The 22,994-nt window shown below is 75.1% G+C and carries 12 protein-coding genes and 4 pseudogenes; 8 read left to right on the forward strand and 8 right to left on the reverse strand.

Features of this window, described 5'->3' with window-relative positions; genetic code table 11:
- Positions 1 to 8 precede the first annotated feature (8 nt).
- Positions 9 to 431: a hypothetical protein gene (locus tag IPL61_13730; protein ID MBK9032352.1), complete on the reverse strand. Its 423-nt coding sequence runs from the start codon at positions 429 to 431 to the stop codon at positions 9 to 11.
- 88 nt (positions 432 to 519) lie between these two features.
- Between IPL61_13730 and IPL61_13735 the strand changes: the two genes are divergently transcribed.
- From IPL61_13735 to IPL61_13750, 4 genes are all read left to right on the forward strand, one after another.
- Positions 520 to 1,512 carry an MBL fold metallo-hydrolase gene (locus IPL61_13735; GenBank protein ID MBK9032353.1) on the forward strand — a complete coding sequence of 331 codons (993 nt, stop codon included), beginning with the start codon at positions 520 to 522 and terminating at the stop codon, positions 1,510 to 1,512.
- Positions 1,499 to 2,632, forward strand: coding sequence for an MFS transporter (locus tag IPL61_13740; protein MBK9032354.1), 1,134 nt, complete (start codon positions 1,499 to 1,501; stop codon positions 2,630 to 2,632). Before IPL61_13735 ends, IPL61_13740 begins: the two co-directional genes overlap by 14 nt.
- A 70-nt stretch (positions 2,633 to 2,702) precedes the next feature.
- Positions 2,703 to 3,446, forward strand: a complete 744-nt coding sequence (locus IPL61_13745) for a glycosyltransferase family 2 protein (protein ID MBK9032355.1) — start codon at positions 2,703 to 2,705, stop codon at positions 3,444 to 3,446.
- A gap of 17 nt (positions 3,447 to 3,463) precedes the next feature.
- Positions 3,464 to 4,423: a polysaccharide deacetylase family protein gene (locus IPL61_13750; protein MBK9032356.1), complete on the forward strand. Its 960-nt coding sequence runs from the start codon at positions 3,464 to 3,466 to the stop codon at positions 4,421 to 4,423.
- A 16-nt stretch (positions 4,424 to 4,439) separates the two neighbouring features.
- On the opposite strand, the gene IPL61_13755 is transcribed toward IPL61_13750, so the two are convergent.
- The 5 genes and pseudogenes from IPL61_13755 to IPL61_13775 form a co-directional block, all read right to left on the reverse strand.
- Positions 4,440 to 7,565, reverse strand: coding sequence for a DUF4215 domain-containing protein (locus tag IPL61_13755; protein MBK9032357.1), 3,126 nt, complete (start codon positions 7,563 to 7,565; stop codon positions 4,440 to 4,442).
- Positions 7,448 to 7,744, reverse strand: a pseudogene (locus tag IPL61_13760) (DUF4215 domain-containing protein). Before IPL61_13760 ends, IPL61_13755 begins: the two are co-directional and overlap by 118 nt.
- Positions 7,724 to 8,206, reverse strand: a pseudogene (locus tag IPL61_13765) (DUF4215 domain-containing protein). The pseudogenes IPL61_13760 and IPL61_13765 overlap by 21 nt, the downstream one beginning before the upstream one ends.
- Positions 8,155 to 8,598, reverse strand: a pseudogene (locus IPL61_13770) (DUF4215 domain-containing protein). Before IPL61_13770 ends, IPL61_13765 begins: the two co-directional pseudogenes overlap by 52 nt.
- A gap of 15 nt (positions 8,599 to 8,613) precedes the next feature.
- Positions 8,614 to 9,399 (reverse strand): annotated as a pseudogene (locus IPL61_13775) (DUF3344 domain-containing protein).
- A gap of 98 nt (positions 9,400 to 9,497) precedes the next feature.
- Between IPL61_13775 and IPL61_13780 the strand changes: the two are divergent.
- The gene (locus IPL61_13780; protein ID MBK9032358.1) at positions 9,498 to 12,389 is read left to right on the forward strand and encodes a hypothetical protein; all 2,892 of its coding nucleotides are present in this window, start codon (positions 9,498 to 9,500) and stop codon (positions 12,387 to 12,389) included.
- A gap of 90 nt (positions 12,390 to 12,479) precedes the next feature.
- Here the strand turns inward: IPL61_13780 and IPL61_13785 are convergent, their stop codons facing one another.
- Positions 12,480 to 13,634: a D-alanyl-D-alanine carboxypeptidase family protein gene (locus IPL61_13785; GenBank protein MBK9032359.1), complete on the reverse strand. Its 1,155-nt coding sequence runs from the start codon at positions 13,632 to 13,634 to the stop codon at positions 12,480 to 12,482.
- A 126-nt stretch (positions 13,635 to 13,760) separates the two neighbouring features.
- On the opposite strand from IPL61_13785, the gene IPL61_13790 reads away from it, so the two are divergent.
- Entirely contained in the window at positions 13,761 to 16,037 is a 2,277-nt protein-coding gene (locus IPL61_13790; GenBank protein ID MBK9032360.1) for a DEAD/DEAH box helicase, read from the forward strand.
- Between the two features lie 98 nt (positions 16,038 to 16,135).
- Positions 16,136 to 18,820: an alpha/beta fold hydrolase gene (locus tag IPL61_13795; GenBank protein ID MBK9032361.1), complete on the forward strand. Its 2,685-nt coding sequence runs from the start codon at positions 16,136 to 16,138 to the stop codon at positions 18,818 to 18,820.
- 30 nt (positions 18,821 to 18,850) lie between these two features.
- Here IPL61_13795 and IPL61_13800 read toward each other — a convergent pair whose 3' ends face one another.
- A complete protein-coding gene (locus IPL61_13800) occupies positions 18,851 to 19,384 on the reverse strand; it encodes a hypothetical protein (GenBank protein ID MBK9032362.1) in 534 nt (177 codons plus the stop codon).
- 185 nt (positions 19,385 to 19,569) lie between these two features.
- On the opposite strand from IPL61_13800, the gene IPL61_13805 reads away from it, so the two are divergent.
- Complete coding sequence (locus IPL61_13805) at positions 19,570 to 22,971, forward strand: protein kinase (protein ID MBK9032363.1); 3,402 nt, start codon at positions 19,570 to 19,572, stop codon at positions 22,969 to 22,971.
- Positions 22,972 to 22,994 lie beyond the last annotated feature (23 nt).

Below are 22,994 nucleotides of genomic sequence, written 5' to 3' on the forward strand. Positions count from 1 at the left end.
CCGGTCAGCTACCGGGCCTGCAGGCTCCACAGCGGGAAGCTGGTCAGGACCAGCGCGCTGATCGCGGCGGCCCGGATCGACGCCAGGCGCCAGGCGACCCCGAACACCGCCAGCACGCCGAGCAGGCCGATGAGCACCATCGGCACCCGGAGGCCGGCGTCCGACGACGAGACGTGCTTGAGGCCCCAGGCCGCGAGCCGCGGGGTCAGCGTGCGGGCGCCGTTGACGTCGGGCTTGGTCGCGCACGAGGTCATGGTCAGCGGCTGCTGGTAGGTGCCGTCGGCGCGGGCCGCGGCCTGATCGGCCACCCCCATCTCGAGCGGCTCCCACAGCCCCGGCCGGCCCAGCCCCGGCACGAGCACGAGGGCCGCGAACACGACGAGCGCGGCGGCCAGGACGGCCGGATGGCGGACGATCGAAGGCAGACGCAAGCGCCGCGACGGTAAGGAAGATCCGGCGGCAGCGCAAGGTCGGTTACTTGCCGTCTGCGGTCGGCGCGGGGCACACTCGGCCATCGCTGTGGCCGATCGCACGTCCGAGCTCGCTCGCCTGCACCGCCGGGTGCGGATCCGGCGCACGCCCAGCCTGCTGCTGACGTGGCTGGGCCGGTACTTCGTGCCGCCGCGCGCGGTCGCGATCGAGCCGCTGCCGGCGGTGGTCGCGGGCGAGGTCGCGGTCACGTTCGGGGGCCACGCCAGCGCCCTCATCCGCTACGCCGACCGCACGATCGCGCTCGATCCGATGCTGGGCCGCTGGGTCGGCGGGGTCCACCGCGCGGTCGCGCCGGGGCTGTCGCCGACCGAGCTGGCCGCGACCGAGCTGGTCTTGATCTCGCACGGCCACGCCGATCACCTGCACCCGCGCAGCCTCGGCCACGTGCCGGTCACCGCGACGGTGGTCGGGCCCAGCGGCACCGCGGCCCGGCTGGGCCGGCGGTTCGCGCGGGTCATCGAGCTGGGCGACGGCGCCGCGGTCGAGCTCGAGGGCGTCCGGATCGAGGCGTGCGCGGTGGCCCACGGCGGCGACGGGCCGACGCTGGCGTACACGATCGCCGGCGACGGGCCGCGGGTGTTCGCGTGCGCCGACGGCGCCTACGGCCCGCAGTTCGAGGCGATCGGCGCGCGGGCCCAGCCCGACATCGCGCTCCTGCCGATCGGCGGGTTCTGGCCGCGCAGCTTCCGCGCCCGCCACATGAGCCCGCTCGACGCGCTCTACGCGTTCGAGGATCTGCGCGCGCGCGTGCTGGTGCCGATCCACCACGGCGCGTTCGCGCTCAGCTACGAGCGCCTCGGCGAGCCGGTGCGCTGGCTGCGGCAGCTGATCGACGAGCGCGACCTGGCCGAGCACGTGCGCATCCTCGCGCCCGGGCAGTCGGCGGTGTGGCGCGGCGGCGATCGGCTCGGGCGCGGCCGCCGCGACGGCGACGGGCCCGCGGGCGCCGAGCGCCCGGCGCTGCTGGCGGGGCCGTGGCTCGACGACGCGCTCGTGCTCGGCGCCGATGTCCGGGCCTGACGCCGACGCGCGCCGGGTCTGGACCCCGGCGATGGTGCGGGTGATGGTGACGCTCTTGCTCGGCGCGGGCGTCGCCAACCTGTTCGTGATCGCGCCGCGCTTCCTCGGCGCGGCCGGCTACGACAAGCGCGAGATCGGCGTGGTCATGGGGGCGTTCAACCTGGCGTCCTTGGCGATGTCGCCGGTGGTCGCGGCGCTGACCACCCGGCTGGGCTACGCGCGCGTCATCGGCGGCGGCTGCGTGCTCGCGGCGCTGGGCGCCGGGCTGTTCGCCAGCGCCGACGCGATGATCGGCTACGCCGCGGCCCGGGCCATCCAGGGCGCGGGCATGGCGTGCCTGATGATCGGCGCGGCCGCGTACGTGGCCGAGTCGGCGCCGGTCGATCGCCTGGGCCAGGCCCTGGGCGCGGCCGGGGTGCTGACGCTGGTGGCGATGGCGCTCGGGCCGGTGCTGGCCCAGCTGCTCCACGATCACCTGGGCTGGCCGTGGGTGTGGCGGGCCGGGATCATCAGCGGCGCGGCCGGGTGGCTGGTCGCGACCACGCTGCCGCCAGCGGCGGCGCAGCCCGCGCCCGCGCGCGGCGCGACCCGGCCGGCGTGGGCGGCCTTGATCGCCACCGCGCTGGCCGGCGTGGGCTTCGGCTCGATCTGGACGTTCGTCGCCGACTACGGCCCCCGGGTCGGCGTGCCGACGGTGACGCCGTTCTTCAGCGCCTACGTCGTGGCCGCGGTGACGGCCCGGCTCGCGCTGGGCACCCTGTCGGATCGCCTGGGCCGACGCGCGGTCGCCGCGCCGGCGCTGATCGGCCACGGCGCCGCGCTGGTCGGCATGGCGTTCCTCGGCGCCCGCTGGCACCTGATCGCGATCGGCGGGCTCTACGGCCTGTGCCACGGCGTCTACTACCCGACGCTGCAGGCGCTGGTGGTCGAGCGCGCGGGCGGGCGCAAGAGCGCGGCGATCGCGTGGTCGACGTTCGCGTTCGGCGTCGGCCTGGTGACCGCGGCGTTCGGGCTCGGGCCGGTGGCGCGCGCGTGGGGCTACCCGGCGATCTACTGGATCGCGGCCGGGGCCGGCGCGGTCGCCGCGGCGGTGCTCGCGACGTCGCCCGATCGGCGCTGACGCCGGGCCCCGCCATCGATCGGCCCGCGTCGTAGTGCCGGCCCGCGGGGCTGTGCTACACACCGACCCCATGGCCGACCCGGGCCCCGACGTCTCGATCGTCATCCCGATCTACAACGAAGAAGGCATCCTGCGCGAGGCCGTGACCGAGCTGCGCAAGGGCCTGGCCGCGGTGCGCGAGGATCTCGGCGCGCCCGACCTGACCGTCGAGATCATCCTGGCCGAGAACGGCTCGCGCGATCGCACGGTCGACCTGGCCAACGGCCTGGCCGCCGAGCTGCCCGACGTGCGCACCTTCTCGCTGGGCGAGCCCAACTACGGCAAGGCGCTGCGCCGCGGCATCGAAGAGGCGCGCGGCGAGCTGGTGATCTGCGACGAGATCGACCTGTGCGACACCGACTTCTACCGGCGCGCGCTGGCGCTCCTGCGCGCGCGCGGCTGCGACATGGTGGTCGGCTCGAAGGCGATGCGCGGCGCCAAGGATCGCCGGCCGCTGCTGCGCCGGGTCGCGACCCGCGTCATCAACAACATGCTGCGCGTGACCCTCGACTTCCACGGCACCGACACCCACGGCCTCAAGGCGTTCCGGCGCGCGGCGCTCGAGGACATCGTGGCCGCGTGCGTGATCGACAAGGATCTGTTCTCGTCCGAGCTGGTCATCCGCGCCGGCCGCGCCGACGTGTCGATCATCGAGATCCCGCTGCGGATCGAGGAGAAGCGCCCGCCGGCGATCAACCTGGTCAAGCGGGTGCCGGGCGTGATGAGGGGCCTGGTCAAGCTGACCCGGGTCATCCGGTTCGGCGGCGAGCCGTAGCGGCGGCGACCGGCGCCATGGAACCGCTGGTCTCGGTCTCGGTCGATCTCGATCCGATCCCCTGCTACTACCGCATCCACGCGCTGGGCGAGCCGCCCGACGAGCTGCGCGACGCGGTCCTGACCCAGGCGCTGCCGCGGCTGGCGGCGCTGTTCGCGCGCCACGGGCTGCGCGCGACCTGGTTCGTCGTCGGCGAGGATCTCGACCCGGCCGCGGTCGGCCCGGCCCGGGCCGCGGCGGCGCGGGCGCTCCTGGCCGCGCGCGTGGCGGCCGGCGACGAGCTCGGCAACCACTCCGAGCACCACCGCTACGATCTGGCGCGGGCGCCGGCGGCCGAGGTCGCCGAGGAGATCGGCGCGTGCGACGCGCGCCTGCGGGCGCTGACCGGCGCGCCGATCGCCGGCTTCCGGGCGCCGGGCTACGACCTGTCGCCGACGATGCTGGCCGAGCTGGCGGCGCGCGGCTACCGCTACGACTCGTCGATCTTCCCCGCGCCCGGCTACTACGCGGCCAAGCTGGCGGTGATGACGGGCCTGCGGGTGCTCGGTCGACCCAGCGGCGCGGTCGTGACCGATCCGCGGGCGCTGATCGCCCCGACCGATCCCTACCGCCCGGCGATGACGGCGCCGTGGTGCCGCGGCCAGGCGCCGGTGGTCGAGCTGCCGATCGCGGTGACGCCGTGGGCGCGGGTGCCGGCGATCGGCACGTCGCTGCTGCTGGCGCCGCCGTGGCTGCGGCGCCGCTTCCTCGCGGCGATGCGCGGGCGGGCGTTCTTCAACCTCGAGCTGCACGGCATCGACCTGTGCGACGCCGAGCAGGACGGCATCCCCGGCGAGCTGGTCGCGCGCCAGCCCGACCTGCGCCGCACGCTGGCCGAGAAGACCGCGACGCTCGACGCGATCCTCGCCGAGCTGGTCGCGACGCGCGCGCCGGCCACGCTGGCCGAGGTCGCGGCCTCGGTCCAGCGCGGTGCGTGACGCCGCGTGACCCGGCTCAGGGCGTGGCGGGCGCCGGCCCGGTCTCGAGCTTGAACTCGACGCGGCGGTTGCGGGCCCGGCCCTTCTTGGTGCTGTTGTCCTTGATCGGGCGCTCCTCGCCGTAGCCGATCGGCACCAGCAGATCGGCTGAGATGCCCTGGCCCACCAGGAAGTCAGCGACGGCCTGGGCCCGGCGCTGCGACAGGTCCTTGTTGTAGGCGTCGTCGCCGAAGTTGTCGGTGTGGCCCTCGATCGTGACCCGGACGATCTCGCTGTGGCCGCTGATCACCGACGCGACGTTGGTGAGCAGCTTGTACGAGCGCTTCTGGATGATGTCCTTGTCGGTCTTGAAGTAGATGATCTCGAGCGTGTCGATCGTGCCGCCGGTGATCGTCACGAGCTGCTTGTCCTTGCAGCCCTGGTTCTTGACCGAGCCCGGCACGTCCGGGCAGTTGTCGAGGCGATCGACCACGGTGTCGCCGTCGCGATCGGTGTCGGGGCAGCCGGCGTTGTCGACGACGCCGGCCTCGAGCGGGCACCGGTCGACGGCGTCGAGGACCGTGTCCTGATCGTTGTCGGCGTCGGGGCAGCCGTCGTCGTCCTCGAAGCCGTCGACGTCCTCGGGCTCGGTCGGGCAGCTGTCGTTGGGATCGGTCAGGCCGTCGCCGTCGGCGTCGGGGATCGCGTCGGGGCAGCCGTCGTCGTCCTCGAAGCTGTTGACGGTCTCGGGCTCGTCCGGACACTGGTCGGCCGGCACCAGGATGCCGTCGCCGTCGGCGTCGGGGTTGTCGGGGCAGCCGTCGTCGTCCTCGAAGCTGTTGACGGTCTCGGGCTCGGTGACGCACTTGTCGACGTCGTCGAGGAAGCCGTCACCATCGGTGTCGACCACCTTCGCGACCTCGCGCGCGACCGGCGTGCCGTGGCCGGCGCCGAAGAAGACGCCGCCCAGCGCGCGCCAGTCGGGGGTGCCGAAGCCCGAGGCCAGGCCGGCGCCGGTGGCCGCGAACAGCCGCAGGCCGGGCGTGACGTCGTAGCCGACGCCGGCGCGGGCCTCGGCGTGGGTGATGTTGTAGGAGGCGAACGGGTCGCTGGCCTGGGTGGCGAACGAGAGCTCGCCCATCACGTCGGCCTTGCCGATCTGGTACCCGACGCCGGCGCGGGCGAACAGCTCGTCGTCGACCGCGAGGTCGACCATCTGCGCGCTCTTGCGGGCGCGGTAGCCGAGGTTGCCGAGCAGCCGCAGCGGCCCGGCGGTGCGCCCGACCAGCAGCGCCGGCGCCACCGTCACGCCGTCCTCGCCGAGGTAGTCGGAGCCGCCGCTGGTCGGCAGCGTGACCGCCACCGCGACGGCGACGTCGACCGAGCCGCGCAGGAGCGCGGCCTTGGGCGTCAGCGACAGGTCGCCGAACCCGAGGCTCGACAGCTCGCCGGTGCTGGTCGACAGCATGCCCAGCGACTCGGACTGCGACAGGATCACCGGCGCGGCCAGGCCGAGCTCGAACCGCGAGCCGAGCCCGACCGACGCGACCAGATCGCCGCCGACGCGGCCGCTGACCAGCGCGCCCAGGCGGGTGTGATCGGGATCGGTGTCGCGGACCGTGATGGGGTCGTTGGCGTAGCCGAGCCACAGGCCGATGTCGAGGACGAGGTGGCCGGGCGCCCGGGCCGCCTCGGCGCCGAGCACGCCGTCGCGATCCATCGCCAGCCGGAACCGCTCGGCCGAGTAGGCCGACGAGCCGGTGACCTGGGCCGCGGCCGGCGCCGCGGTCGACGCCAGCGCGAGCAGCACCGCGAGGGTGGCCGCGCCGCGGCGGCGCCGGACCACGATCCCGAGCAGCAGCAGGCCCGCGGCGAGCGGCAGCCCGCCACCGCCGCCGCCCGCCGAGCAGCCGCCGGCGATGCTGACGTCGGGCTCGCACGGCTGGCCCGGCGTGGGGCAGGTCCAGTGATCCTCGATCGCGCAGGTCGCGCCGCAGCCGTCGAGCGGCGCGGTGTTGCCGTCGTCGCACGCCTCGCCGCCGATGATCATGCTGTCGCCGCAGATCGGTCCGCACACGCTCGGGTCGCCGGTGCACATCCAGCCGACCTCGACCGCGCAGGTCGGCGAGCAGCCGTCGTCGGCGGCGATGTTGCCGTCGTCGCAGGCCTCGTTGTCGTCGAGGGCGCCGTTGCCGCAGTCCTCGGTGCACACGCTCGGCATCGCGGCGTCGCAGGTCCAGCCCGGCTCCTCCTGGCAGGTCGGCGAGCAGCCGTCGTCGGCGGTGGTGTTGCCGTCGTCGCAGGTCTCGGCGCCGTCGACCATGCCGTCGCCACAGTTGGGCGAGCACGCGCTGGGCGCACCGGTGCACGACCAGCCCGGCTCGATGGCGCAGGTGGTCGAGCAGCCGTCGTCGGCGGTGGTGTTGCCGTCGTCGCAGGCCTCGGCGCCGGCGACCACGCCGTCACCGCACGTCGTCGTGCAGGCGCTCGGGGCGCCGGTGCAGGTCCAGCCGGGCTCGGTGGCGCAGGTCGCGTCGCAGCCGTCGCCGGCGGTGGTGTTGCCATCGTCGCAGGTCTCGGCGCCGGCGACCACGCCGTCGCCGCAGCTGGTGGTGCAGGCGCTGGGCGCGCCGGTGCAGGTCCAGCCGGGCTCGGTGGCGCAGGTCGCGCCGCAGCCGTCGCCGGCGGTGGTGTTGCCGTCGTCGCAGGTCTCGGCGCCCGCCGGGATGCCGTCGCCGCAAGTGGTCACGCACGCGCTGGGCGCGCCGGTGCAGGTCCAGCCTGGTTCGATCGCGCAGGTGGCGCTGCAGCCGTCGCCGCTGGCGGGGTTGCCGTCGTCGCAGGCCTCGGCCCCGGCGATGATGCCGTCGCCGCAGGTGGTCGAGCAGACCGACGGGGTGGTGCCCATGCAGGTCCAGCCGGGTTCGACCGTGCAGGTGGCGGAGCAGCCGTCGCCCGGGTGGTGCCGCCGTCGTCGCAGGCCTCGGCGCCGGCGCGGACGCCGTCGCCGCAGGTGGTCGAGCACACCGACGGTGTGACGCCGGTGCAGGTCCAGCCAGGTTCGATCGCGCAGGTCGCGGAGCAGCCGTCGCCGCTGGTGGTGTCGCCGTCGTCGCAGGCCTCGGCGCCGGCGCGGACGCCGTCGCCGCAGGTGGTCGAGCACACCGACGGTGTGACGCCGGTGCAGGTCCAGCCGGGTTCGATCGCGCAGGTGGCGGAGCAACCGTCGCCGCTGGTGGTGCCGCCGTCGTCGCAGGCCTCGGCGCCGGCGCGGACGCCGTCGCCGCAGGTGGTGGTGCAGACCGAGGGGGTGGTGCCGACGCAGGTCCAGCCGGGTTCGATCGCGCAGGTCGCGGAGCAACCGTCGCCGCTGGTGGTGTCGCCGTCGTCGCAGGCCTCGGCGCCGGCGCGGACGCCATCGCCGCAGGTGGTGGTGCAGACCGAGGGGTGGTGCCGACGCAGGTCCAGCCGGGTTCGATCGCGCAGGTCGCGGAGCAACCGTCGCCGCTGGTGGTGTCGCCGTCGTCGCAGGCCTCGGCGCCGGCGCGGACGCCATCGCCGCAGGTGGTGGTGCAGACCGAGGGGGTGTTGCCCATGCAGGTCCAGCCGGGCTCGATCTGGCAGGTCGCGGAGCAGCCGTCGCCGTTGGTGGTGTTGCCCTGATCGCACTGCTCGGCGCCGGCGCGGATGCCGTCGCCGCAGGTGGTGGTGCAGACGCTGGGGGACCCGGCGCAGGTCCAGCCGGGCTCGATCTGGCAGGTCGCGGAGCAGCCGTCGCCGTTGGTGGTGTTGCCCTGGTCGCACTGCTCGGCGCCGGCGCGGATGCCGTCACCGCAGGTGGTGGTGCAGACGCTGGGTGAGCCGGCGCAGGTCCAGCCGGTCTCGACCTGGCAGGTCGCCGAGCAGCCGTCGCCGTTGGTGGTGTTGCCGCCGCCCTGATCGCAGGTCTCGCCGCCGGCGATGATGCCGTCGCCGCAGATCGGCGTGCAGACGCTGGGGTTGGCCGCGGTGCAGGTCCAGCCCGGCTCGACGTCGCAGGTCGACGAGCAGCCGTCGCCGTTGGTGGTGTTGCCCTGATCGCAGGCCTCGCCGCCGGTGCGGACGCCGTCGCCGCAGGTCGCGACGTTCCAGTCGAGGACGCCGGCCACGTAGAGCATGCAGTCGGTGGGATCGGTCGCGGTCCAGGCTGCGCTCATGAGGCCCGCGGGGATCGTGACCGGGTAGGTGTTGGTGTCCCAGAGCGAGCCGTCAGATCCGCCGAACTGGCCCGTGGCGAGGGTGGGGCCGTTGAAGACCACGGTGCCGCCCGCGGTCTGGCCGTCGCCGACCACCATGTGGAACTGGCCCGCGCTGGCGAGGGGGGCCGCGACGCCGGGGAACGTGTCGGTCGCGACGTCGCCCTGGGTGCTGATCGCGCCGTCGCGGATCATCACGCGGCGGCGATTGCCCGACGCCGGGTTCTGGTAGGTGACGACGAGCGCGACGCCGTCGGTGTCGGCCGCGGCGGCGTTGGTCGACGACGGCAGGCCGGCGATGGTGTAGGTCCCGTTGCCGGTCACCTGCGCCGTGACGTCGGCGCGGAACGTGCTGTTGGTGGGACCCCAGCAGGTGTCGCCGGCGGTGAGCAGCAGCGCGCCCGTGACCGCGGTGGCGTTGATGGTGGCCGTGGTGTCGACCCCGCCCGAGATCGACCAGTAGAGCAGCGCGCGCTGCACCGTCGAGCCGGCCGGGATGCCGGCGATCGTGATGGGCGCGCTGGCGTTGGCGGTCGCGTCGGCGCGGCCGGCCATGCTGGCGCCCTGGGCGACCACGCCGCCGCCGCGCAGCGTGTCGTCGAAGCGCGCGCTGAAGGCGCCGACGACGACCTCCTGCTCGGTCGACGCGAGCCCAGGTGCGCTGGGCTCGTCGTTGCCACAGCCACCGACCAGGAGACTCGAGATCAGGACAAGGCTAGCGCCACAATAGACCCTCATTGCCGCAGTGTCGCCCTCACACATGTATGTATGCAAGCCACCAGATATTGCATCGGCAGAACTACTTCAAGATCGGTCCTGACGCCCGTCGGGACGCGTGCCCTGACGTATCGTCGGCGCGCGTGTCGTGCCGCCTCGCCCTCGCCGTGGTCGCGCTCGTCGGGTGCGCGACGGTGCTGCCGCGGTTCCCCGACGACGTGCAGACGGCGGTGGTGCGCGACGACATGCGCCGGATGGAGACCGCGCGGCTGGTGCTGTACTACCCGGCGCCGCGGCGGGCCGAGGCCGAGCGGGTGGCGGCGCGGCTCGAGCAGTGCGCGGGCGTGCTCGACGCCGCCGCGCCGATCGCCAACGAGCTGACGCGGCGCAAGCTGCGCGTGGTCCTGCCCGAGGCGCCGTTCAACAACGCCTACGTGTTCCCGCCGGCGATCGGCATCGAGGACGTCGCGGTGATCCCGACCGGCGACACGCTCGACTTCGTCACCGAGTTCGGGCTGCCGCCGGATCCGGGCATGACCGGCTGCCACGAGCTGACCCACTACGTCCACGTCCGGCAGATCGCCGGGCTGTGGCGCGTGCTCGACGACGTCTTCGGCGACGTCGCGACGCCCCAGGGCGGGTTCGATCCGTGGTTCCTCGAGGGGCTCGCGACCGTCTACGAGGCCAAGCTCCTGCCCGGGGTCGGGCGGCCGCGCTGGCCGGTGTTCACCAGCATGTTCCACGCCGCCTACGCCGGCGGCGCCGGGCTGACCCCGGGGTCGCTGTCGGAGTACGGGCGCCTGGCGACGCCGGGGCACCACTACCTCGTCGGGACGATCTTCGTCGGCTGGCTGGCCGAGACCTACGGCGACGACGCGCTGTGGCGGCTGATCGGTGAGCAGGCGAGCTCGGCGTCGATCGTGCTCGGCCTCGACGGTCGCTTCGACGAGGTCTACGGCAAGGGCGTCGACGAGCTGTTCACCGAGTTCCGCGGCTGGGTGGCCCGGCGCTACCCGCGGCGATCGCGGCCGGCCGCGCAGCGGATCGTGCGCGCGCTCGGCACCGACGCGCGCTGGGCCTGGGCCGCCGACGGCACCACCGCGATCGTCGATGAGGACGTCGATCGGCCGACCCGGCTGGTGGTCCGGAACCCGGACGGTCGGGTGGTCGACGAGCTCGCGCTCACCGGCGTGCTGCCCGGCCGGACCCTGGCGATCGCCGGCGCGCTGTTGACCACCGGCCTGGGCTTCACCGCCGACGGCCAGACCCTGTACCTGACCGCGCTCGATCTGGGCGCGACCTTCCAGACCACGCGGCTCTTGCGCCTGCGGGTCGGCAGCGGTCGGCTCGAGGAGGTCGCGCGCGACCTGGGCTCGGGCGGCGGGATCGCGCCCGACGGCGCGACCTACTACGCGCTGGCGTCCGACGGCGATCGCTGGAGCCTCGTCGCCTACGACCTCGCGACCCGCGCGCGGCGCGTGGTCTGGAGCGCGCTGCCCGGGCAGTACGCGCTGCGGGTGGCGGTCAGCTTGGACGGACGGCAGCTCGCGGTCAGCGTCTGGGACGGCGGCCAGTACGCGATCTGGTTGCTCGACGCGGCCAGCGGCGCGCGCCTGGCGAGCTTCACCGGCAGCGCCGGCGGGCCGGTCTACGACGCGGCGTTCACGCCCGACGGTCGGGTGGTGTTCCTCGACGCGATCGACGGTCGGTTCCAGGTCGCGGTGGCGAGCGGCGTCGGCGCCCGCGCGATCGTCACCGACGCGCCCTACGGCGCGCTCGAGCCGCGCGTGGTCGGCGATCGCCTGCGGTTCCAGGCCCGGGCCGGCTGGCGCGCGACCCTCGACGAGGTCGCGCTGCCGCCGGCGCTGGCGCCGCCGCTGGCGCCGCCGTCGACGGCGACGCCGCCGTCGGCCGAGGTCGCGGCCCCGCCGGCGGTGACCGTGCGGTCCGATCGCGCGTACTCGCGGCTCGACGGCCTGTTGGTGCCGCGCCTGCGCGTGCCGACGGTGTTCGCGACCGAGGCCTCGACCGCGTGGGGCGTGGCGCTGGGCGGTGGCGATCGCCTGGGCTACCTGCGCTGGGGCGGGGCGCTCTACGTCGACGGCGACACCCACCAGGTCAGCGGCGACGTGACCGTGCTCGACGCCAGCCTGGCGCCGTGGCAGGTGCTCGCGACCGCCGCGCGCCAGCGCTACCGCGTGCAGATCGGCGAGTTCGGCGACGGCGTGCCGGTGGTGCAGGCCGAGGCGGTCGATGCCGGCGCGCTGACCGTCGGCCGGTCGTGGCGCGGCGCGAGCTGGGTCCAGGCCGCGGCGCTGGCCGAGCGCCGGCGCGCGGGTCCGCTGGATCGCACGCTGCGCGGCGCGCAGCTCGCGGCTGGCTACGGCGCGTTCGAGGGCACGCTCTACGGCGGCGCCCGACGCGGCTGGTCGGTCGCCGCTGACGCGACGGTGTTCGCCGAGCTGCCGGGCGACGCGGTCGACGGCCCGACCCGGCCGATCATGATCGGCGGGCGCGCGACCGCGGTCGTGCCGGTGCCGGTGAGCGATCGCTTGACCCTGCACGCGGCCGTGCGCGCGCGGCGCCTGCTCGGCCGGGTCGGCGAGCTGCTCGTCGGCGGCACCGCGCCGGGCACCGTGCTGTGGATCGACCCGGCGCAGACCACGGTGCCGGCGGAGGCGCTGCCGGGCGCGATCGCGCCGGTCGAGCGGGTCCGCGGCCTCGAGACCATCGAGCGCAGCGAGGCGCGCGCGCTGATCGGCGAGGTCGATCTGCGCTACCCGCTGATCCTCGATCGCGGGTGGGCCCACCTGGCGTTCCTGCCGGCGTCGTTCCTGCGTCAGCTCGACCTCGAGCTGTTCGGCGCCGCGGTCTCCTACGCCAGCGGCGCCGACCTCACCTACGGCGCGGCGGTGACCGTGCGCGTGGTGCTGTTCCGCGCGCCGCTGGCCCTGCGTTACCAGCTCGGGCGGCTCGACAGCGACTACTTCGGTCAGCGCACTAGCCAGGTGCTGACGCTGCGGGCCGATCTCTGATCAGCGATCGAGCGATCGATCGGCGAGCGATCCCGCGATCCCGCGATCACGCGATCTCGCGATCAGCAACCTCTCAGCATCGGTCATCGATCATCGCCGGCGCCGACGGCGCAGGCCCAGCGCCCCGGCCAGCGCCGGCAGCACCCAGCCGTCGCCGCGGCCGCCGGTCGAGCAGCAGCCGCCGCCGTCGGCGGTGACGGTCACGACCAGCGCCAGCGCGCCGGCGTGGTCGGCGCCGATCGCCAGCGTGAACGCCTCGGTCAGCTCGGTGTCGGACTCGACCACCGGCGCGATCGCGTCGAAGGTGAACTGCCGGGTGGCGCCGGGCGGGGTCGCGGCCTCGGCCAGCGCGATCCGATCGGGCCCGAGCCAGCTCGGCGCGGTCAGGTCGCTGGCGCGGCCGAGCGGCTCGGCGGTGACCAGCGCGGTGTCGGCCGGCCAGGTCACGGTGCCGGCGTTGCGCACGGTGACCTCGACCGTGAACGTGGCGCCGCTGGCGACGGTGCGCGCGCCGGCGATCGACAGGACCTCGACCGCGAGCGCCTCGGTCGCGCAGCTCGGCCCGAGCGCGAAGCCCTCGGCCGGCGCCATCGCCAGCGCCATCGCGGTCATCGGGCCGTAGTCGCCGTCCTCGTCGATCGGCGTGGCCGGCCGGTTGCGGTTCCACAGCCGCTGGAACGCCAGCACGTCGGTGCCGCGCAGATCCGGCGACGCCAGGTGATCGAAGTGGACGTCGTCGCCGGGCACGTCGTGGGCCCAGCCGTGATCGCCCAGGATCGTGATCCACGCGGCGAAGTTGCCGACGTCGATCGCGCGCCCGCTCTCGTGGTTCGAGCCGCCGGGCGCGGCCGCGACCGGGATGCCGCAGCGCCCGAGCTGGTACCAGCGGTAGAGCAGGTACTGCTGCGCGACCGTGCGGTAAGCCGAGGTCAGCTGCAGCTCGGCGCCGCCGCCGGCCGCGACCGCCGCGAGCAGATCGGCGCGGCCGACCTCGCTGGCGTAGGGCAGGATCGCGCCGCCGGTGAAGACCAGGCCGTTGCCCTCGGGGAACGCGACCAGCTGGCCCGGCACCATGCACCCGACCTCGCCGGCGATCTGCCGCGACAGCTCGAGCACCACGGCGGTCGAGCACGACGTGGTCTCGAAGTCGCTGACGGTCGCGGCGGCGCCGCGCTCGCCCAGCGACGGCGGCTCGGTGCACGCCAGCGCGGTCGCGGACAGGAGCAGGGCGGCGGTGATGCGCATCGGCGACGCCGACGCAAGCCGGCGCGTGATCGTACCGCGTCCGGATCACCACGATCCATCTGATCAGTGTCGCGGCGCCGCGGTTTTGTTGTCCTGGCGATCAGGGCCTGTTACCGGATGTTGGGCATGTCGCCACCGCTGATGATGACCGGGATCCAGCCAGCCAGCGCGCCAGCGCAGGTGTGTGTGCCGGTCGCCCACCTGGGCGTGGCCACGGTGTGGATCGACGGCGACGAGCACGAGATCGCCGCGATCCGCCTGGCGTTCGAGTACGACGGGATCTCGGTCCGCGCCGGCACCCGCGCCGCCGCCACCCCGCGGATCCGCCGCGACGGCGCGGCCGAGGTCGGCGCCCGCCGCGTGCTCGAGGGCCTGGGCGCGATCGATCTGTCGTGCCTCGACGACTGTGACGCCGGCGCGGTCGACTACGCGGTCCGGCTCGATCGCGACGTCCACGCGCTGTGCGGCTTCACCGCCTACGCGCTGCCGCAGCTGCGCACGCTGGGCTGGCGGGTCGAGGTCGCCGCCGACTACCCGTGGCAGACCGTGGCCGAGGACGTGGCCCTGGCCGCGACCGTCGACGCCGACGAGCAGCGCCCCGACTGGTTCAGCCTCGAGCTGGGCATCGACGTCGACGGCCACCGCGTCGACCTGCTGCCGGCCTTGCTCAGCATCCTCGACAGCGCCTCGAGCCTCGACCAGCTCGCGCGCACGCCGCGGCGCTGCATCGCGGTGCCGGTCGGCGACAAGAAGTACCTGCCGGTGCCCCCCGAGCGGCTCCGGATCTTGCTCGCGGTGCTGCGCGAGATGTACCGCGACAAGGACGGCAAGCTGGGCGCGCCGCTGACCCGGGCGACCGCGCTGGCCGAGCTGGGCGCGGCGCTCCACGACACCGGCCGCCCGGTGCGCTGGGCCGGCGACACCTCGGTCCGCGATCGCGGCTACGATCTGGCCCTGGGCCCGCGCGCGACCGCGCCGGTGATCGCCGCCGGCCTGGTCGCGACCCTGCGCGGCTACCAGGAGGACGGCGTGCGCTGGCTGCAGCACCTGCGCGCGTGCGCGACCGGCGGCATCCTCGCCGACGACATGGGCCTGGGCAAGACGCTCCAGACGATCGCCCACGTGCTGCTCGAGAAGGAGGCGGGGCGGCTCGATCGGCCGGTGCTGATCGTCACGCTCACGAGCCTGGTCGGCAACTGGCAGCGCGAGTTCGCGAAGTTCGCGCCGGGCCTGACGGTGGTGCCGCTGCACGGCGCCGCGCGCCACGAGCGCCTGGCCGAGCTCGCCAAGCACGACGTCGCGATCACCACCTACCCGCTGGTGTGGCGCGATCGCGACGTGCTGGCCGCGCACCGCTTCCACACCGTCGTGCTCGACGAGGCCCACGCGGTCAAGAACCCCGACGGCCTGGCCCACGAGGCGATCCGCAGCCTGACCGCCGACAATCGCCTGGCGCTGTCGGGCACGCCGATCGAGAACCACCTCGGCGAGCTGTGGGCGCTGTTCGATCTGGTCAACCCCGGCATGCTCGGCACCGCCGAGCAGTTCAAGACCAGCTTCCGCGTGCCGATCGAGATCCACGGCGAGACCCGCCGCCTCGACGCGCTGCGCGAGCGGGTGCGGCCGTACCTGATGCGCCGGACCAAGGAGAACGTCGCCAAGGAGCTGCCGCCCAAGACCGAGATCGTGCGCTCGGTCGACCTCACCGGCACGCAGCGCGAGCTGTACGAGGGCCTGCGCATGGCCGCCCACGCCGAGGTCCGCCAGCAGATCCGCGAGCGCGGCATCGGCGGCTCGCAGATCGCGATCCTCGACGCGCTGCTCAAGCTGCGCCAGGTGTGCTGCGATCCGCGCCTGGTCGGGGTCGAGGCCGCGCGCGGCGTCACCGACTCGGCCAAGTACGTCATGCTGCTCGACCTGATCGAGCAGCAGCTCGGCGCCGGCCACCGGATCCTGGTGTTCTCGCAGTTCGCGCGCATGCTGGCGCTGATCAGCGAGGGCCTGCTCGGCCACGGCATCGGCCACGTCACGCTGACCGGCGCGACGCCCGATCGCCAGAAGCCGATCGACGCGTTCGAGAAGGGCCGCGCCGACGTGTTCCTGATCAGCCTCAAGGCCGGCGGCGCCGGGCTCAACCTCACCTCCGCCGACACCGTCATCCACTACGACCCGTGGTGGAACCCGGCGGTCCAGGCCCAGGCCACCGATCGCGCCTACCGGATCGGCCAGAAGAAGCCGGTGTTCGCGTTCAGCATGATCGCGGCCGGGTCGGTCGAGGAGCGCATGCTCCGGCTGCAGCGCAAGAAGAAGAAGCTGGCCGAGGCGATCTTCGCCGAGGGCAGCGCCGGCGCGGCCGGGCTGTCCGAGTGCGACATCGACGATCTGCTCGCGCCGCTGAGCTGACGGCTGCGGCAGAATGCCGCGCCGTCGACCTGACCATCGCGACGTAGCGGCCAACACCGATCCTTGCGTCGGAGTTGGCCCGTGGCCAGCATGGAGGCGTGGACAACCCGGGCTGGACCCCGCCGCCTGAGTTCGACGACCTGATGATCATCCGTCCGCTCGGCGCTGGCGGCATGGGCTCGGTGTTCCTGGCGCGCGAGCGTCACCTCGATCGCCTGGTCGCCGTGAAGTTCGTCGCGACCGGCACGCGCGATCCTCACGCGACCGAGCGCTTCCGGATCGAGGCGCGCGCGCTGGCCCGGCTGCAGCACCCCAACATCGTCGCGGTCTACCGGCTCGGCGAGGTCGACGGGCATCCGTACCTCGCGTACGAGTTCGTCGACGGCGAGCGGATCGATCGCCTGCGGCTGCCGATGGGCTGGCCGCAGGTGCTGGCGATCATGCTCGGGGTCGCGCGCGGCCTGGCCGCGGCCCACCACGCCGGCGTGCTGCACCGCGATCTCAAGCCGGCCAACCTGATGCTGGCGCCCGGCGGGGACGTCAAGGTCCTCGACTTCGGGCTGGCGCGGATCTTCGACCCGGCGACCGGCCTGGGTGAGGGCGTCGATCTCGGCGAGGCCGACCCGTACGTGCTGGCGCCGCTCGAGCACACCGCGACCACCTGGGACGCGTCGACCTCGACGCCGTCGGGCCGGCTCACGTCGATCGGCAGCCTGGTCGGTACGCCGCTGTACCTGGCGCCGGAGCTGTGGAGCGGCGAGCGGCCGACGCCGTGGGTCGACCTCTACGCGCTCGGGCTGATCGCGTACGAGCTCCTGCTCGGCTACCACCCGCGCAGCCTGCTGGTCGGCGTCGAGCTGGCGCAGCAGGTGCGCGCCCACGATCTGCCGCGGCTGACCGAGGAGGTGCCGTCGGCGCCGCGGCCGCTGACCGAGCTGATCGATCGCCTGGTCGCCCGGGATCCAGCCGAGCGCCCGGCCTCGGCCGAGGTCGTCCGCGACGAGCTCGAGATGCTGCGGGCGCTGTACCGCCCGTACCTCGGCGGCGCGCTGGCCGAGGCCGCCGACGAGGTCGGCCGATCGTTCGAGCGCCTCAGCCGGCGCGGGATCGCGGTGACCGAGGAGTTCTTCCACCGCTGGTTCGCGGCCGACCCGAGCGTCGTGCCGGTGCTCGCCGACGCGACCGCGTCGCGGCCGCGGATGCTGCTCGGCGCGCTCAAGCTCGCGGTCGAGAACCTGCACGACCCGGCCGGGATGCTGGCGACGATCGAGGATCTCGGCCGGCGCCACGTCGGCAAGGGCGTGCGGCCCGAGCACTTCGCGCCGATGGGCGAGGCGCTGCTCGCGACCCTGGCGGTGTTCGATCCGGCGTGGACCGAGGCCACGCGCCGGGCGTGGACGACCGCCTGGAACGGCGTCGCCCAGATCCTGCGGCGCACGCTCGAGCAGGTCGAGCCGTCGGCCGAGCGGCCGATCGAGCCGTGGCGCTGGGTGCTGCCGCCGGCGCCGCCGCGGACCCGGTGGGCGGTGCGGCCCGGCGGCGACGTCGCCTGGCAGGAGGTCGGCCACGGGCCGATCGACGTGGTCGTGATGGGCGAGTGGCTGACCGACGTCGACGCGACCTGGCGCCACCCGCTCGTGGCCGGGTTCTTCCTCGGGCTGGCCGTGCGCCACCGCGTGATCCTGTTCGATCGACGCGGCACCGGGTGCTCGACCCGGTCGGTGGCGCCGACGCTCGACGCCCACGTCGACGATCTGCGCACGGTGCTCGACGCCGCCGGCGCCGATCGCCCGGTGCTGCTGGCGCTCGGCGACGCCGCCGCGGCCGCGGCCTTGTACGCGGCCACTCGCCCGCGCCGGGTCCGCGCGCTGGTCGTGGTCGGCGGCGGCCTCGCCGACCCCGGCGCGGCCCCGCCCGATCTCGGCGACGAGCTGCGCGCGGGCTGGGGCGGCGCGGTGCGGATCGGCGCGCTGGCTCCGAGCCTCGCGGCCGACCCCACCTACCGCCACTGGTGGGCGGCGCTGTTGCGCGGCGCCTCGAACCCGAGCGACGCCGCCACCTTGCTGGCACGCGCGGCCGCGGTCGACGTCAGCGCAGTGCTGCCGGCGGTCCGGGCCCCGACGCTGGTGATCCGTCGGAGCGACGATCAGGTCTGCAGCGCGGCCGCGGCCCGGCGCCTGGCCGAGCGCATCACCGGCGCGACCCTGCGCGAGCTGCCCGGTGCTGACCACGTCCCGTGGGCCGGCGACGCCGACGCGATGCTGGCGGCGCTGTGCGAGTTCGTCGATGACCTGCCGACCGACCAGAACTCGACGGTCGCGGCGGCGGCGGTGATGGCGATCGCCGACGTCGACGGCGCCGTCAGCGCGCGGGCGCGCTCGCTGGTCGGGGCCGAGGTCGCGCGCCACGGCGGCGTCGGCTTCGGGCCGCGCCCGGGCCTGCTCGCGATCAAGCTGTTCGATCGGCCGGCGCGGGCGCTGGCCTGCGCCCATGCGCTGGTCGCAGCGGCGATCCCGCTGGCGATCGGGCTCGACGTCGGGCCGATCACCGCCGGGCGGGTCCTCGAGGGCGCCGCGATCGAGCGCGCGACGGCGCTGGCGCAGCGGGCGGCGCCGGGCCAGCTGTTCGCGTCGACGGCGCTGTGCGCGCTGCTCGGCGACCAGGCCACGCCCCTCGAGCGGTGTGAGCTCGACGGCGAGCGGGTGTGCGCGTCGCCCGCGCCGCCGGGCCGCGCGCCGACCGGGGGCAGCGCCGGGCCGCGCAGCCACTCGAGCGCGGCCTGAGCCCGCGGTCCGGGCGCGCGGCGCGCGGCGCTACCAGCGGACCAGCGCGACGTCGACCGCCGCGGTGACGCCGACGCCGTGGTCGAGGTCGCCGAGGTCCGCGAGCCAGGCCGCGACCCGCAGGTCGACCCGGCCGTAGCCGACGCCGCCGCCGATCGCCGCCGCGAACCCGACCGAGCTGTCGTGCTCGCGCACGTTCGCGATCGCGACGGTCGTCCGGCGCGCGGCCAGCCCGACCTCGCCGAACGCGAAGCCATGGGCGCGCCCGAGCTCGGCGACCTGGTAGCGGACCCCGCCGACGATCGGCGCCTCGAGCACCCGGCTGGTCAGGCCGTCGGTGGTGACCGCGGCGTGGCCGATCACCGCGACCCGCGCGGTGACGTCGATGGCCGGGGCCACGGCGACCGCGACGGTCAGCGAGCCGCCGGCGCCGAGGCCCGCCACCTGGTCCCAGGCCGCGAACGGCACCACGCCGTCGACGCCGAGGCGCAGCGCCCGCGGGGGCTCCGCGGCGGTCGGCCCGACCTCCGCCACCAGGGCGGCGACCACCAGCGCAGCCCGCATGGCGCGGAGCATATCTGTCCCGGAATCGGGGCGCAGCGGCAGCGGTTGTGCACTTCAGGTGGTCGGTCAACCGCGGGACCGCCTGTGGCATCCTGGTCGTGTAGCCACCGCTCGGCCGGCCCGGGGGGGGCTGGATCGTCCCGGGGCGACCCGCAGCCGTGTCACCACCCGCACCCGTCGCAGCCGTGTCACCACCCGCAGTCACCAACGAGGCCATCGACCGGACCCAGACCCTGGGCCCGCGCGGCGAGGGCGCGGGTGCGACGACCGGGCCGCTGACCAGCGGCGCCGAGCCGGCGCTGGGCGACGACGAGGCCCGGGTCGACGATCGCTACGAGCTCCTGGCGGAGCACGGCCGCGGCGGCCTCGGCCGGGTCATGCGCGCGCGCGACCGCCGCCTGGGACGCCTGGTCGCGGTCAAGGAGCTGCTGCGCACCTCGGACCTGGCCCAGCAGCTGTTCGTGCGCGAGGCGATGATCACCGCGCGGCTCGAGCACCCGGGCATCGTGCCGGTCCACGAGGCCGGGCGCTGGGCCAGCGGCGATCCGTACTACGTGATGAAGCTGGTGTCGGGGCGGACCCTGAAGGAGGTCATGACCGACGCCGGCACCCTCCACGACCGGCTGGCCCTGTTGCCGCACCTGATCGCGGTCGCCGAGGCGGTGGGCTACGCGCACAGCGAGCAGGTGGTGCACCGCGATCTCAAGCCGACCAACGTGCTGGTCGGCGAGTTCGGCGAGACGGTCGTCATCGACTGGGGCCTGGCGCGCGATCTGCGGGTGGTCGACGCGGTGCCGATGGCCGACGCGGTCGCCGGCAGCCCGGTCGGCGTCTGCCCGACGGTGACCGGCCGCGTGGTCGGCACGCCCCAGTACATGTCGCCGGAGCAGGCCCGGGGCGAGGCGGTGGGGCCGGCCGCCGACGTCTACGCCGTCGGCGCGATGCTCTACGAGCTCCTGGCCGGCCGGCCGCCGATCGAGGGCGACTCGGTCAAGAGCCTGCTCGATCAGGTCCACGCCGGGCCGCCGCGGGCGCTGGCCTCGGTCGCGCCCGAGGTGCCGGCCGATCTCGAGGCGGTGGTCACCAAGGCCATGGCGCGGTCGGCGCGCGATCGCTACCCGACCGCGCGCGAGCTGGCCGCGGATCTCAAGCGGTTCCAGACCGGGCAGCTGGTGACCGCGCAGCGCTACGGCACGTGGCGGCTGCTGCGCCGCTGGGTCGTGCGCCGGCGGGGCTACGTGGCGATGGCGGCGATCGCCGGGGCCGCGATCGCCGCGGTCGCGATCGCGATGCTCGTGCGGGTGTTCGACGAGCGGCGCGTGGCCGAGGCCCGGCGGGCCGAGGCCGAGGTGGCGCGGGCGGCGGCCGAGGCCGGCGAGCACGAGCTGATCGCGGCCCAGGCCCGGGCAGCGCTGGCCACCGATCCGACGACGGCGCTGGCCTGGCTCAAGCGCTACCCGATCGGCGCAGCGACCGCGGCGCCGTTGCGGACGCTGATCGACGAGGCCGAGGCCGCGGGCGTGGCGCGCCACGTCTGGCCGCTGGGCGATCGACCGCGCGGGCTGGCGCTGTCCCCCGACGGGCGCCGGGTCGCGGTAGGCCAGAGCGACGGCTACGTGCGGGTCTACGACACCGACACCGGCGCGGTGCGGCTGCTCGGCGACGGCGGCGCGCCGATCACCGCGGTGGCCCAGAGCGCCAGCGGGGCCGAGCTGTACGTCGCCGACGCGCGCGGTCGCCTGGCGATGCTCGACGCCGCCACCGGCGCGCGCACCGAGCTCGCGGCGATCGCCGGCACGGTCGAGGGCCTGGTCGGCCTGCCCAGCGGCGCCGTCTTGATCCACACCGCCGATAGCTGGCTCCTGCGCGACCCGCGCACCGGGGTGGTCGCCGCGCTGTACCCGGCCGGGCGCAAGAACGAGCACCTGACCGAGGCGATCGATCGCGCCCGCGGCGAGGTCCGGGTCGGCCACGGCGCCGACGGTGGCGTGCGGGTCTGGCGCGGCGATCGGCCGGCGGCGCTGGTGGCGACCGTGCCGGGCATCCCGCACCACCTGGCGGTCACCGCCGACGGCAAGGTCGCGCTGGTCGCGACCACCGCGGCGCTGTACCGGGTCGACCTGACCGCCGGCGCGGTGGCGCGGATCCTCGACCTGTCGGCCGAGCTGTACCAGATCACGATCGATCACCACGACCGGCGGGCCGCGGTGGTCGGCAAGGGCAACGACGTCTACGTCGTCGACCTCGCGACCGGCGCGGTCGACGTCAAGCGCGGCCACAAGGACGGCGTCTTCATGGCGGCGTTCGACGAGCGCGGCGATCGGCTGGTCACCGCCGGCGACGAGGGCACCGTGCGGGTGTGGGACCTCGGCACCGGCGACGTGCGCGAGCTGCGCGGCCACAAGGACGACGTCGTGACGGTGGCGATCGCCAGCGACGGGCGCACCGTGCTCAGCACCAGCTACGACGACACGATGCGGCTGTGGCGGCTCGACGATCGCCGCACGACCGTGGTCGGGCCGCTCGACGACGTGCGCGCGGTGGCGGCGATGGGCGGCGATCGGGTGCGGGTGCTGTCGGTCGGGGCCGAGGCCCGGGTCGTCGACATCGATCTGGCCACGCGCGCGACCGAGGTGCTGGTGAGCACGCCGACCTCCGGCACGATGCTCAACTTCCTGTCTCCGGACGGGCGCTCGGCGCTGTTCCGCCGGAGCCCGACCGAGGCGATCCTGTGGCGCGACGGCGTGACCCGCACGCTGCGGTTCTCGACCGAGATCGTCTCGGCCAAGGTCGCGCGCGACGGGCGCACGGTGATCGGCGTCGACGAGGCCGGCGTGGTGACGCGCCAGGACGAGCGCGGCACCTTCCGCCTGGCCCAGGCGTCGCCGGGCGCGGCCGCCGGGCCGTCGTCCGACGGCCGCACCGTGCTGGTGCGCGATCGGCTGGGCTTCCGCGTGCTCGATCTCGAGACGGGCGCCGAGCGCGCGGCGCTGGGCCGCGCCGAGCTCGGCCTCAACGAGACGGCGATGGCGTGGTTCCTCCCCGACGATCCGCGGGTGGCGATCACCGGCAACCCCGACGCCGACGTCGGCATGCGGGTGTGGGATCCCGGGCGCGGCACGCTCGTCACCTTGGCCGACTCGCGCTACGCGCACCCCGGCATCGTCGTGTCGCCCGACGGCCGCTGGCTGGCGGGCGGGGTCGAGAGCCGGGCGCTGCGGCTGTGGGACGCCGCGACCGGCGCCACCCGCACGACGCTGCGCGGCCACCGCGACGGCGTGTTCGCGCAGGCGTTCTCGCCCGACGGCACCCGGCTCGCGACCGCCAGCTACGATCGCACGGTGCGGATCTGGGACCTGGCGACCGGCGACAGCCGGGTCCTGTCGGGGCACGTCGGGCCGGTGTGGAGCGTCGCGTGGCTCGACGACGGGCAGGTGGTGTCGGCCTCAGCCGACGGCACGGTCCGGCGCTGGGCGGTGCCGCCGCTGCCGGCCGCCGACGCGCGCGAGCTGCGTCGGCGGCTCGACGCGCTGACCGCGGTCGAGGTCGGCGACGACCACCGCGCGCTGTCGCCGGTCCGGCGCTAACGTAGCGCGACGCGCTGGCGCGG

This window comes from Myxococcales bacterium, assembly GCA_016717005.1.
In the GTDB taxonomy this organism is placed as follows: domain Bacteria; phylum Myxococcota_A; class Polyangia; order Haliangiales; family Haliangiaceae; genus UBA2376.

Bases quoted from the DNA above. Each gene is read 5' to 3' on its own strand.
- IPL61_13790 (MBK9032360.1), top strand. From the start codon at position 13,761: ATGTCGCCACCGCTGATGATGACCGGGATCCAGCCAGCCAGCGCGCCA.
- IPL61_13800 (MBK9032362.1), bottom strand. From the start codon at position 19,384: ATGCGGGCTGCGCTGGTGGTCGCCGCCCTGGTGGCGGAGGTCGGGCCG.
- IPL61_13785 (MBK9032359.1), bottom strand. From the start codon at position 13,634: ATGCGCATCACCGCCGCCCTGCTCCTGTCCGCGACCGCGCTGGCGTGC.
- IPL61_13745 (MBK9032355.1), top strand. From the start codon at position 2,703: ATGGCCGACCCGGGCCCCGACGTCTCGATCGTCATCCCGATCTACAAC.
- IPL61_13740 (MBK9032354.1), top strand. From the start codon at position 1,499: ATGTCCGGGCCTGACGCCGACGCGCGCCGGGTCTGGACCCCGGCGATG.
- IPL61_13750 (MBK9032356.1), top strand. From the start codon at position 3,464: ATGGAACCGCTGGTCTCGGTCTCGGTCGATCTCGATCCGATCCCCTGC.